We start from the raw sequence: 12,658 nt of genomic DNA on the forward strand, positions 1-12,658 counted from the left end.
GGATGGAAGCAGAATCAGTCCTGGTCCGTTTCCAGCAGCAGATTATCGTCCACTTCGGCCACTTCCAGGGCCGCCTCGTCATCGAGGTCGACGGCCAGGTAGCTGTACTCGAAGTGCAGGAAGCGCTGGAACAGCGCCCAGTCGAGGGTCTCGGGCCACTGACGCTCGTCTTCTTCCCAGGCGCGCAGCTCGGTCTCGAGGATCTCGAGATAGCGCTCGCGGACGAAGGCCTCGAGGGCCTCGGGGGTATCCATCTCGGGGATCAGATAGACGGTGCTTTCCCTTTCGACGTCGCCGAGCGAGAGGTCGTCGTCACCCAGGGTGGGTTCCAGGGCGTTGACCCAGTCGACGAAGTGCTGGGTCGGCCTGACGCTCAGGGCGGAACGGTTGAGCAGTTTCATCACGGTCTCCTCGACGTCGAAACGCTGCCATTATGGGCGCCAGGGGCGCTCCTTACCAACACTTCCCAAACAACCTGACTGCGCTGGGGCCAAACAAACGTCTTCCAGCACGCGGAAGACGGCGAGCTAGACCAAGTCGGCGACGTCGGCTGGCACAGGGCAACGCGAACACGCTGTGAACCCTTCCCTGGGCGCTCCCTTCTTCCTGCTGCGCTGTCGCATCCTGCTTCGCTTGCAGGGCCTGGGGTGACCATCCGTGGTCACCCCGTTCGGCTATCGCCTCACCCCTGAAGAAGGAGGTTCGCTTATCCCCGTGCCAGCCTTGGAACGTCGGACCGTGTCAGTCCACCTGCGGGCGCATGGCCGGGAACAGCAGCACATCGCGGATGGAGGCGCTGTCGGTCAGCAGCATCACCAGCCGGTCGATGCCGATGCCCTGGCCGGCGGTCGGCGGCAGGCCGTACTCCAGCGCGCGCACGTAGTCGGCGTCGTAGTACATGGCCTCGTCGTCGCCGGCCTCCTTCTCGGCCACCTGGGCGGCGAAGCGCTCGGCTTGGTCCTCGGCGTCGTTGAGCTCCGAGAAGCCGTTGGCGATCTCGCGGCCACCGACGAAGAACTCGAAGCGCTCGGTGACGAAGGGATCGCTGTCCTTGCGACGCGCCAGCGGGCTGACCTCGGTCGGATAGTCGGTGATGAAGGTCGGCTGCTGCAGGCGATGCTCGACGGTCTTCTCGAAGATCTCGATCTGCACCTTGCCCAGGCCCCAGCCGTCCTTGACGTCGATGTCCAGGCGCTCGGCGATCTGGCGCGCGGCGGTCTCGTCGGCCAGCGACTCGGCATGGATGTCCGGGTTGTACTCGAGAATGGCGTCGAACACGCTCAGCCGGCGCAGCGGCTGGCCGAAGTCGTACTCGTAGCTCTCCAGCACCTCGCCCTCGGCGTCGCGCACGGTGTTGGTGACCACGGTGCTGCCTAGCACCCGCTGGGTGACCTCGCGCAGCATGGCCTCGGTCAGATCCATCAGGTCCTGGTAGTCGGCGTAGGCCTGGTAGAACTCGACCATGGTGAACTCGGGGTTGTGCCGGGTCGACAGCCCCTCGTTGCGGAAGTTGCGGTTGATCTCGAAGACGCGCTCGAAGCCGCCCACCACCAGGCGCTTGAGATACAGCTCCGGCGCGATGCGCAGGTACATGTCGATGTCCAGCGCGTTGTGGTGAGTGATGAAGGGCCGGGCCGTGGCGCCGCCGGGGATCGGCTGCAGCATCGGGGTCTCGACTTCCATGAAGCCGTGATCCTCGAAGAAGCGGCGCATGGCGCTGATCACGCCGGCGCGGGTCTGGAAGACCTCGCGCGAATCCGGGTTCATGATCAGGTCCACGTAGCGCTGGCGATAGCGGGCTTCCATGTCGGTCAGGCCATGGAACTTGTCCGGCAGCGGGCGCAGGCTCTTGGTCAGCAGGCGCGCCTCTTCCATCATCACGTAGAGGTCGCCCTTGCCCGACTTGTGCACCGGGCCGCGGCCGGCCACGATGTCGCCGATGTCCCAGCCCTTGATGTCCTCGAGCACGTCCGCCGGCAGGCCCTTCTTGTCGACGTAGAGCTGGATCTGGCCGCTGGCGTCCTGGATGACGATGAACGGTCCGCGCTTGCGCATGATGCGCCCGGCCACGGCCGCGGGACGCGCCAGCGCCTCGAGCTCGGGCTTGTCCTTGTCGCCCAGCTCGGCGGCCAGTTCGGCGGCGGTGCTGTCGCGACGAAAATCATTGGGGAAGGCACTGCCGCCGTCGGTGGCGGCGCGCTCGCGGCGCTCGGCCAGCTTGCCGCGGCGCTCCGCGATCAGGTGGTTCTCGTCCTGGGAAGTGTCCTGGTTAGCCATGTCGCTACCTGTTAAATCATGGTGTCGAATACAGAGACATCTCACCTAGAGCCGCGCGAGCGACGCCGAGACAAGGCGCCCCTCGGACAGAGCGCGGAGTTGACGAGTCGTCAATGAGCATCTCTGGCCGAGGGGCAACGCCGTATCGGCGAGCGCAGCAGGCTATAGGCCTTGTTTGAGGCTCGCCTCGATGAACGGGTCCAGATCGCCGTCCAGCACCTTGTCGCAGTTGCTGGACTGCACGCCGGTGCGCAGATCCTTGATGCGCTGATCGTCCAGCACGTAGGAGCGGATCTGGCTGCCCCAGCCGATGTCGGCCTTGGAGTCCTCGGCGGCCTGCTTGGCCGCGTTGCGCTTCTCCATCTCGTGTTCCCACAGCTTCGCCTTGAGCTGTTTCATGGCGAAGTCGCGGTTGGCGTGCTGGCTGCGCTGGCTCTGGCAGGCCACCACGATGCCGGTCGGCTCGTGGGTAATACGCACCGCCGAGTCGGTGGTGTTGACGTGCTGACCGCCGGCGCCGCTGGAACGATAGGTATCGACACGCAGGTCCGAGGGATTGATCTCGATCTCGAAGCTGTCGTCCACCTCGGGCGACAGGAACACCGAGGCGAAGGACGTGTGGCGGCGGCCGCCGGAGTCGAACGGGCTCTTGCGCACCAGGCGGTGAACGCCGGTCTCGGTGCGCAGCCAGCCGAAGGCATACTCGCCCTGGATATGCACGGAGGCGGACTTGATGCCCGCCACCTCGCCGGCGGAGAGCTCGGTGATCTCGGCCTTGAAGCCGTGATGCTCGGCCCAGCGCAGGTACATGCGCAGCAGGATGTTGGCCCAGTCCTGGGCCTCGGTGCCGCCGGAGCCCGCCTGGATATCGAGATAGGCGTTGTTCTCGTCCATCTCGCCGGAGAACATGCGCCGGAACTCGAGCTTCTCGAGGCTTGCCTGGAGGTTCTCCAGCTCGCGCTGGACCTCCTCGACGGTGCCCTCGTCCTCCTCCATCTCGGCCAGCTCCAGCAGGTCCTGGCTGTCCGCCAGCCCCTGGTCCAGCTCATCGATGGTGGCGACGATGGCCTCGAGGGTCGCCCGTTCCTTGCCCAGTTTCTGGGCATGGTCCGGATCGCTCCAGACGTCGGGATCCTCGAGCTCGCGGGTGACTTCCTCTAGCCGATCTTTCTTTTCGGCATAGTCAAAGATACCCCCTCAGGACGTCTGTCCGCTCAGACAGGTCCTTGATGAGGTGGTTGATCGGATTGGTTTCCAGCATGGGGTTCGCCTGAATCCAAGGGAGATGAGGCGCGCGCCGGCGCCGGGCGCCAGCGGCGGAGAAAAGACGGGCATTGTAGCGAAATGCGCCGCCAGCGGCCATCCCACGCGGCGGCACAAAGACGGCGACCCGGCCGGTGGCCGGGTCGCGCGAGGCGGAGCGTCCGCGGTGTCTGACAAGGCGGCGGCTAGAAGCGATAGTCCACCGACAGCGCGAAGACGTCGGCTTCCACCTCGTACTCGCCGGACAGGTTACCGCGGCTGGCGTTCTCGTTGGTCAGGGTGGCGTCCTGGTCCATGTCGACGTCGTCGCCGAAGATGCGCAGATAGCCGGCGGTGATGCCGAGGTTCTCGGTCGGCTGGTAGGTGGCACCGAGAGAGGCCCAGCGGCGATCGGCGTCCGGCACCCGCGGGGTGCGATGCCGTGCATCCGGCACCGGGGTCTGGTCGATGCCAAGGCCCCCGCGCAGCGTCCATTGATGCGTCAGCGCGTAGTTCGCCCCCACCGAGAAGGCCCAGGTATCGTCCCAGTTCTCGGTGGTGGTGCTATCCGGCGTATTGTCGTTGAACTCGACAGTCAGCTCGTCGAAGCTGCTCCACTCGGTCCACTCGGCGTTGGCCATCAGCGCCAGCCGATCGGTCAGCTGGTGATAGACGCCCAGATTCAGGTTGGCCGGCGTGGTCAGCTCCGCCTTGCCACCGCCATTGGTGAAAGTATTCGTCAACTGGGCACCAGCCAGCGCTTGCTGGCCGGCGGCGCTATCGGAACTGAAATCGACGTCACCATCGAGCGTCAGATCGATCTCCGAGCGATAGCTGACGCCGAAGCGGGTCCGCTCGGTAGCCTGGAAGAGGGCGCCGAGGGTATAGCCATAGCCCCAGTCGTCTCCTTTGACTTCAGCCATGGCATTTGCCGCCCCAGCCGCCATCGGATTCCCCCCGATCGTTGCCATGTCCAGTGCATTGGACAAAGTCGCATCGGCGTACTGGGCACGCAGCCCCACGGCCAGATTGAGCCGCTCGGTGGCGCGATAGTTGAGCGTCGGCTGGATATCGATCGTCGTCAGCTCGGTCTCCACGGCGTGGTAGCGACCGATCCAGTCCTCGTCGTACTTGGTAGAAAGGCCGTAGGGCGAGTAGATCGCTAGCCCCAGGTCCCACTGATCGTTCAACTGCGTCTTGGCGGCGAAGCTCGGCACCCAGGCGGACTCACCCCCCTCGCCGGAGGCGCCGGCCGTGTACGGGATGCCGGCCACGTTCGAAGCCTCGGCGTCGTGCAGCTCGAAGGTGGCATCGATATAGGACACGCCGCCGGCGATCTGATTGCCGTCGATGTTGCCGATGGCGGCCGGGTTGTAGGCCATGAAGCTGACGTCCTCGGCACCGGCGGCGGTGTTGGAGAAGGCGTTGGCCAGGGTCTTGGCGCTTTGCTCGCGCACCTGGAAACCCGCGGCGGAGGCCTGGGCGGAAACGAGCGCCGCGGAGGCCAGGGCGACGGCGGCGGCGAGCTTGCGAGACGTGAAAGGCAGGGGCATGGCGCGGCTCCTAACGTTGCTGTTGTTATGGTGATGACGCGGCTGCCCGACAGTGTCGTCAGAACTCATCGCAAGGATCAAGGACAAACGACCGTTTAAATCCGATTTTTCCTAATACTTTGGTGGCACGCTCGTTTCATCTTCATGCGCAACAATGACTTGCCTTCTCATCCTGCCTACCCTTCCGAGCCCTGCGCCTCCATCTTGACCCTTGTGTAACCCAAGGGTTTTACACTCTGAGTATTCCCTTATCAGGAGACGCAAGGCATGAAGGTCAGCGAACTCGCCCGCCAGGCCGGCGTCACCGCCGAGACCGTGCGCCACTACACTCGCGAGGGGCTGCTGCGACCCGAGCGGAACCCGGACAACGGCTACCAGCTCTTCGACGATGCCGACCTGCGCCGGCTGCGTTTCATCCAACGCGCCCGCACCCTGGGCTTCGGCGTCGCCGAGATTCGCGAGATCCTCGAGCAGTCCGACCACGGCGACTCCCCCTGCCCGCTGGTGCGCGATCTGCTGGCCCGGCGCCTGCCGGAGATCCGCCACCGCATCCGCGAGCTCGAGGCCCTGGCCGAGCGCATGGAGGAAGCGCTGGCAGCCTGGGAGCACCTGCCCGACGGCATCCCGGACGGCCACAGCCTGTGTCGCCTGATCGAGAGCTTCCCCGAGCCGCTGGAGCCTACCAACAGGAAAGCGGCGCCCAAGGAGACATCGTCATGAGCACAACGACACGCCTCGAGCGCACCGTGCCCGGCATGAGCTGCCAGGGCTGCGTGAAGCGCATGCGCGAGGCCATCCAGGCCGAAGACGCCGAGGCCGAGGTCACCGGCACGCCGGCCGAGCATCGCCTCCAGGTCATCTCCTCGCTCGGCGATGCCGAGCTCGACCGCGTGCTCGCGGACGCCGGCTATCCCGCCGAGACGTCGTCCATCGAGCCGACCGCCAACGCCGAGACCAATGCCGAGCCGGCCCCCGACTCCGCGCCGGAACCGGCGCCGACATCGACGGCGGCGTCCGCTGGCGACGGCGCCACCACTCAACGCCTGTCGATCACCGGCATGACCTGCGCCGGCTGCGTGAAGAGCGTGCAGCAGGCGCTGGAGCGCACGCCGGGGGTCGAATCGGCCACGGTCAACCTCGGCAACCACACCGCCCAGGTACGCGGCAGCGCCGACACCCAGGCGCTGATCGACGCCGTGGACGCGGTGGGCTACGGCGCCGAGCCGATCCTCGACCTGCGCCAGGCCGAGCAGGTCCGGGCCGAGCGCGACGTCGAGGAGTATCGCCGCCGGCTGCGCGGCAGCGTCCTGTCGCTGGCATTGGCCGTGCCGCTGATGGTCAGCATGTTCGTCTACCATCCCCAGCCGCTCGGCGCCGGGCGCTGGTTCTGGCTGACAGTGGGCCTGCTGGCCCTGGCGGTGATGGCCGGGCCCGGCCGGCACTTCTTCCGCAACGCCTGGAAGAACCTGCGCCATCACCAGGCCAACATGGACACCCTGATCGCCATGGGCACCGGCACCGCCTGGCTCTACTCCATGGCGGTGGTGGCCTTCGCCGAGGCCCTGCCCGAAATGGCCCGCGGCCTCTACTTCGAGGCCTCGGCGATGGTGATCGGCCTGGTGCTGCTGGGCAACGCCCTGGAGCTGAAGGCCAAGGGCCGCACCAGCGACGCCCTGCGCCGCCTGCTCGACCTGCAGAGCCGCACCGCCCGGGTGATCCGCGACGGCCAGGAGCAGGAGGTCGAGATCGACGAGGTGCGCGAGGGCGACCGGCTGCGCGTGCGCCCCGGCGAGCGCCTGCCGGTGGACGGCGAGGTGCTCGAGGGCGAGAGCCATCTCGACGAGTCCATGCTCACCGGCGAGCCCGCTCCGGTAGCCAAGGCGGCCGGCGACGAGGTCAGCGCCGGCACCGTCAACGGCCAGGGCGGGCTGGTCTATCGGGCCACCCGAGTCGGCGCCGACACCCGGCTCGGCCGCATCACCGAGCAGGTGGCCCGCGCCCAGGCCTCGCGGCCGCCCATCGGCCGGCTCGCCGACACTATTTCCGGCATCTTCGTGCCGTCGGTGATGATCATCGCCGTGCTCACCGCGCTGATCTGGTTCAACGTCGGCGCCGAACCGCGGGTGCTGCACATGCTGGTCACCGCCAGCACCGTGCTGATCATCGCCTGCCCCTGCGCGCTGGGCCTGGCCACGCCGATCTCCACCATGATCGGCGTCGGCAAGGCCGCCGAGCACGGCGTACTGGTGAGAAGCGGCGAGGCGCTGCAGACCGCCAGCCATCTCACCACCCTGGTGGTGGACAAGACCGGCACCCTCACCGAGGGCAAGCCGCGCCTGACCGAGGCCGAGGTGCTGACGGGCGACGAGCAGGAGGCACTCGGCTGGGTGGCGGCGCTGGAGCGCGGCTCCGAGCACCCGCTGGCCACCGCCCTGCTCGCCCACGCCGAAGCGCAGAACGCTGAAGCGGCCGAGATCCAGGACTTCACCAGCGTGACCGGCGGCGGCGTGCGCGCCCGCACGGCCGACGGCCGAACGCTGCTGCTGGGCAACGCCCGGCTGCTCGAGGAGGCCGGCATCGATCTGGCCTCGGGCCAGGCGCGCGTCGAGGCGCTGGAGGGCCAGGCGCGCACCGTGGTCCAGCTGGCGGTCGACGGCGAGCTCGTCGCCCTGTTCGGCGTCAGCGATCCGCTGCGCGCCGATGCCAAGGCCGCCGTCGCGCGCCTGCGAGACGAGGGACTGACCCTCGTGATGCTGACCGGCGACAACGCGCACACCGCCCGCGCCATCGCCGACGAGGTCGGCATCGACGAGGTCCGCGCCGGGCTGCTGCCCGAGGACAAGCACGCCGAGATCGAGCGGCGCCAGGCCAACGGCGAGACGGTCGGCATGGTCGGCGACGGCATCAACGACGCCCCCGCCCTGGCCCGCGCCGACGTCGGCTTCGCCATCGGCCAGGGCACCGACGTGGCCATCGAGAGCGCCGGCATCACCCTGATGCGCGACTCGCTGCACGGCGTGGCCGACGCCATCGCCATCAGCCGCGCCACCCTGACCAACATCAAGCAGAACCTGGTGGGCGCCTTCGGCTACAACGTGCTCGGCATCCCCATCGCCGCCGGCGCGCTCTACCCGCTGACCGGCAGCCTGCTGTCGCCGGTGATCGCCGGCGCCGCCATGTCGGCCTCGTCGATCACCGTGGTCGGCAACGCCAGCCGCCTGCGCTGGTTCCGCCCCCAGGGCGCCGCTTATTCCCCCGAGTCCTCATCCACCACGAAGCAGGAGTCGCCCGCATGAGCTGGATCGTCAATCTCGCCGGCCTGGCGCTGATCGCCCTGATCGCCTGGTGGTTCTGGGGCCAGCGTTGACCGACGCCCGGGACCGCCGGCGCTACGCTTAAGAGACGAAGCCAAAGGGAGGATTCCCCGATGCCCGAACTCAACGGCGTGCTGGAAACGGCCCTCTACGTGGCGGACATGCCCCGGGCCCGGCGCTTCTTCGAGACGGTGATGGGGCTCAGCCCCTTCAACGCCGACCATCGCTTCACCGCCTATGACGCCGGCGCCGGCACGGTGCTGCTGCTGTTTCTCGACGGCGAGACCAGCGAGACGGTGGTGCTGCCCGGCGAGATGGGCACCATCCCGCCCCACGACGGCGCCGGCCGGGTGCACATGGCCTTCGCCATCGCCGCGCCGGCGCTGCCCGACTGGGAGGCCCAGCTGGGCGAGCACGGCGTCGGGATCGAGGGCCGCACCCACTGGCCGCGAGGCGGTGAGAGCGTGTATTTCCGCGACCCCGACGGCCACCTGCTGGAGCTGGCCACGCCGGGGGTATGGCCGACCTACTGAGGCCGCTCTCGGGAAAGCGTGCTCTTTATTCGACCGCGACCCGACGGCCACCTGCTGGAGCTGGCGACCCCTGAGGTGTGGCCAACCTACTGAGGCCGCTCTCTGGAGAGCGTGCTCTTTATTTGGCCGCGACCCCGACGGCCACCTGCTGGAGCTGGCCACGCCGGGGGTATGGCCGACCTACTGAGGCCGCTCTCGGGAAAGCGTGCTCTTTATTCGACCGCGACCCGACGGCCATCTGCTGGAGCTGGCAACCCCGGGGGTATGGCCGACCTACTGAGGCCGCTCTCTGGAGAGCGTGCTCTTTATTTGGCCGCGATCCCGACGGCCACCTGCTGGAGCTGGCGACCCGGGGGTATGGCCAACCTACTGACCGCTTAACGCACCGGCGCGGCGTGCTCGACCATCAGCTGCAGCGATTCGCGGCCGCGCCAGCGGTTGCGGTTGAGCTTGTAGGCGCAGTGCAGCCGGTCGCCGACGCCGAAGGCCGGCACCTCGCCCGGGGTCAGCGCCCGGAACCAGATCGCCCTGGTCGACACCGGGCCGGCCGAGAGCTCCATCATCAGGTGATTGCCCTCGGCGCCCACCGGGCGCAGCGACTCGACCAGGAACTCGCCTTCGAACAGCGGCGGGTCGAACTCGCGGCCGTAGGGCCCGAGCGCCTCCAGCTCGTCGAGGGTGGCGAGGCTCAGCTGGGCCGGTGCCAGTTCGCCGTCGGTGAAGACCTTCGGGAACAACTCGATGTCGCCGAGCTGCTCGCTAACCGCCTGCAGGAAGGCGGCGCGGAAGGCCTCGAGGGATTCCACCGGCACGCCGACGCCGGCGGCGCCGCGGTGGCCGCCGAAGCGCGGCAGCGCCTCGGGGGCGAGCTCGAAGGTGCGCTGCAGGGCGTCGCGCAGGTGCAGCGCCTCGATGGAGCGCCCCGAGCCGGTCAGCATGCCGGCCTGGGCGGCCGGGGTCAGCACCAGGGTCGGCCGACCGAAGGCCTGTACCAAGCGTGAGGCGACGATGCCCTGCACCCCGGGATGGCCATCCTCGAGATAGACCACCAACGCCGGCGCGTCGTCAGCGAGCTGCGGCCGGGCCAGTGCCCTCGCCTGCTCGGCCATGTCGGCCTCGATGGCCTTGCGCGACTGGTTGTCCTGGTCGAGCGTTTCCAGATGCCGCGCCGCCGTGGCGTCGTCCGCCGCGAGCATGAAGTGCAACGCGGCGTAGGGATCGTCGAGCCGCGAGCGGGCGTTGATCCGCGGGCCCATCTGGAAGGCCAGGGTCTCGGCGTCGAAGGGCACGCTGTCGGCGCCCAGCCGTTCGGCCATGGTCCGCCAGCAGGCCGCCTCCATGCGATTGATCAGCGCCAGTCCCTGGGTGACCACGGCGCGGTTGGCGGCACTGCCGCCGAGCGACACGCAGTCGGCCACGGTGCCCAGCGCCACGTAGGACAGCCAGGGCGACAGCTTGGGCGTGGCGGCCGACAGCACGCCCCACTCGATCAGCACCGAGCGGGCCAGCGACATGGTCAGCCAGGCGACCATGCAGCCGGCAATGGTCGGGTCCGGATAGTCGCAGTCGTCGCGGGTCGGATTGACGGTGGCGAAGGCCGAGGCCGGCGGTCCCTCCACCGGCAGTGCGTGGTGGTCGCTGACGACCACGTCGATGCCGGCGGCCTTGAGCCGGGCGATGCGCGGCTCGTCGCTGCTGCCACAGTCGGCGGTGATCACCAGGCTCGGCCGCGGCGAGAGCTTCAGCGTGCGCTCCACCAGCGGCAGGCTGATGCCGTAGCCGTCGTGGATGCGGTGGCCGATCAGGCTGTGCAGCCTGTCTTCCGGCACGCCGAACAGCTCGTTCAGGGTGCGCCGGATCACCACGTGGGAGGTGATGCCATCGACGTCGTAGTCGGTGAGGATGCCGATGTGCTCGCCCTCGACCACCGCCTGGGCGATGCGCTCGGCCGCCGGGCGCGCGTCCTTGAGCCGCTCGGGGTGCGCCAGGTGGCGAAGGCTCGGCGACACCAGCGGCGCAAGCTCGCCGGCATGACCAGACAGACGCCCGGCCAGCACGCGGGCCTGCAGCGGCGTCAGCCCCTCCGACAGGGCACGGGCCTCCAGGGCCTCGTCGCGGGGGCGCGGCAGGATACGGGTCGTCAACGCGTCTTCGGATACGGGCGTCGGGGTAGCGTCCACGGAAACTCCTGGAGATGACGGCAAGACGCCCGGCGAACCGGGCGTCATGGGGGCAACGGTGATACCGGGGAACCGCCGGAGACGGGCGCCCCCGGAGCGGCCTGCGAGCCGGGACCGACTCAGCGCCGGTTGTCGGCCACGAACTGCTGCACGGCGGCGAGCTCGGCCGGCAGCACGCTGTAGCGCTCCTCGCGCTCCAGCAGGTCGTCCATGTGCGGCGGCAGCGGCACGCCCGGGAAGCCGGCCTTGACCACCGCCTCGGCGAACTTGGCGGGATGCGCGGTGGCCAGGGTGACCATCGGCACGCTGCCGTCACCGCGCTCGCGCTCGGCGGCGCGATAGCCGGTGGCAGTGTGCGGGTCGAGGATCTCCTGGGTGCGGTGATGGGCCTCGCGGATCACTTCCAGGATGGTGGCGTCGTCGATGCTGTGGCTGGCGAACATCTCGCGCAGCCGCGCCAGCGGCGCATCGGCCAGCGCCGAGGGCTCGTCCTGGAAGCGCTCGAGCAGTTCGGCCACGGCCGCGCCGTCACGCTGATAGGCCTCGAACAGCAGACGCTCGAAGTTGGACGACACCACGATGTCCATGGACGGCGCCAGGGTCGCGACCAGTTCCTTCCTGGAGAAGTCGTTGTCGGCCAGGGTGCGGTGCAGGATGTCGTTGGCGTTGGTGGCGATCACGAAGCGCTCGACCGGCAGGCCCATGCGGTAGGCCATGTAGCCGGCGAAGACGTTGCCGAAGTTGGCCGACGGCACGCAGAAGCTCACCTTGCGGTGCGGCGCGCCGAGCGCCACGGCGGAGGCCACGTAGTAGACGATCTGGGCCATGATGCGCGCCCAGTTGATCGAGTTCACCGCCACCAGCCGAGTGCCGTTCAGGAAGTCCTGGTTGGCGAAGCTGGCCTTGACCATGGCCTGGGCGTCGTCGAAGTTGCCCTCGATGGCGACGTTGAACACGTTGTCCGCCAGCACGGTGGTCATCTGGCGACGCTGGACCTCGGACACCCGCTCGTGGGGGTGCAGAATGAAGATGTCCAGGTTGTCGCAGTGGCGGCAGCCCTCGATGGCGGCCGAGCCGGTGTCGCCGGAGGTGGCGCCCATGATCACCGCACGCTCGCCGCGCTTCTTGAGGAAGTGGTCGAGCAGCCGGCCGAGCAGCTGCAGGGCCACGTCCTTGAACGCCAGCGTCGGGCCGTGGAACAGCTCGAGCAGGAAGTGGTTGGCATCGAGCTGGTTCAGCGGCACCACGGCGTCGTGGCTGAAGGTGGCGTAGGCGTCGCGAACGATCTCGCGGAAGGTGTCGTCGTCGATCTCGCCGCCCACATAGGGCTGCATCACCCGGAAGGCGATCTCGGCGTAGGAGCAGCCAGCCATGTCGGCCAGCTGCTCGTGGCTCAGCTGGGGGACGGTCTCGGGCACGTAGAGGCCGCCGTCGCTGGCCATGCCGGTGAGCACGACCTCCTCGAAGGAGAGCGCGGGCGCCTGCCCGCGAGTACTGATATAGCGCATCATTCCACTCCGTGGGACTCGAGCTACGGGCTACGGGCTACGGGCATATCG

At 68.4% G+C, this 12,658-nt stretch carries 9 protein-coding genes; 3 read left to right on the forward strand and 6 right to left on the reverse strand.

Features of this window, described 5'->3' with window-relative positions:
• Positions 1 to 14 precede the first annotated feature (14 nt).
• The 4 genes from QWG60_RS14670 to QWG60_RS14685 all read right to left on the reverse strand — a co-directional run bounded on the left by QWG60_RS14670 (position 15) and on the right by QWG60_RS14685 (position 5,072).
• Positions 15 to 401 carry a hypothetical protein gene (locus QWG60_RS14670; RefSeq protein ID WP_035592764.1) on the reverse strand — a complete coding sequence of 129 codons (387 nt, stop codon included), beginning with the start codon at positions 399 to 401 and terminating at the stop codon, positions 15 to 17.
• 340 nt (positions 402 to 741) lie between these two features.
• Positions 742 to 2,277, reverse strand: a complete 1,536-nt coding sequence (gene lysS / locus QWG60_RS14675) for a lysine--tRNA ligase (protein WP_035592765.1) — start codon at positions 2,275 to 2,277, stop codon at positions 742 to 744.
• Between the two features lie 162 nt (positions 2,278 to 2,439).
• Positions 2,440 to 3,538 (reverse strand): peptide chain release factor 2 gene (gene prfB / locus QWG60_RS14680; protein ID WP_107181109.1). Its coding sequence is split into 2 segments (ribosomal slippage): positions 2,440 to 3,462 and positions 3,464 to 3,538, totalling 1,098 coding nucleotides; the frame shifts between segments, so codons are not numbered across the junction.
• 187 nt (positions 3,539 to 3,725) lie between these two features.
• Positions 3,726 to 5,072, reverse strand: a complete 1,347-nt coding sequence (locus QWG60_RS14685) for an OmpP1/FadL family transporter (RefSeq protein ID WP_146909222.1) — start codon at positions 5,070 to 5,072, stop codon at positions 3,726 to 3,728.
• Positions 5,073 to 5,339: 267 nt separating this feature from the next.
• Here QWG60_RS14685 and QWG60_RS14690 point away from each other — a divergent pair, with 267 nt between their 5' ends.
• The 3 genes from QWG60_RS14690 (at position 5,340) to QWG60_RS14700 (ending at position 8,919) form a co-directional block, all read left to right on the forward strand.
• Entirely contained in the window at positions 5,340 to 5,792 is a 453-nt protein-coding gene (locus QWG60_RS14690; protein ID WP_046078396.1) for a MerR family transcriptional regulator, read from the forward strand.
• Positions 5,789 to 8,368 carry a heavy metal translocating P-type ATPase gene (locus QWG60_RS14695; protein WP_146909225.1) on the forward strand — a complete coding sequence of 860 codons (2,580 nt, stop codon included), beginning with the start codon at positions 5,789 to 5,791 and terminating at the stop codon, positions 8,366 to 8,368. Before QWG60_RS14690 ends, QWG60_RS14695 begins: the two co-directional genes overlap by 4 nt.
• A gap of 131 nt (positions 8,369 to 8,499) precedes the next feature.
• Positions 8,500 to 8,919: a VOC family protein gene (locus tag QWG60_RS14700; protein ID WP_046078399.1), complete on the forward strand. Its 420-nt coding sequence runs from the start codon at positions 8,500 to 8,502 to the stop codon at positions 8,917 to 8,919.
• 377 nt (positions 8,920 to 9,296) lie between these two features.
• Here the strand turns inward: QWG60_RS14700 and QWG60_RS14705 are convergent, their stop codons facing one another.
• Positions 9,297 to 11,099 carry a single-stranded-DNA-specific exonuclease RecJ gene (locus QWG60_RS14705; protein WP_146909227.1) on the reverse strand — a complete coding sequence of 601 codons (1,803 nt, stop codon included), beginning with the start codon at positions 11,097 to 11,099 and terminating at the stop codon, positions 9,297 to 9,299.
• A 119-nt stretch (positions 11,100 to 11,218) separates the two neighbouring features.
• Positions 11,219 to 12,607: a threonine synthase gene (gene thrC / locus QWG60_RS14710; RefSeq protein WP_046078401.1), complete on the reverse strand. Its 1,389-nt coding sequence runs from the start codon at positions 12,605 to 12,607 to the stop codon at positions 11,219 to 11,221.
• Between the last annotated feature and the right edge of the window lie 51 nt (positions 12,608 to 12,658).

The sequence above is a fragment of the Halomonas halophila genome, assembly GCF_030406665.1.
In the GTDB taxonomy this organism is placed as follows: domain Bacteria; phylum Pseudomonadota; class Gammaproteobacteria; order Pseudomonadales; family Halomonadaceae; genus Halomonas; species Halomonas halophila.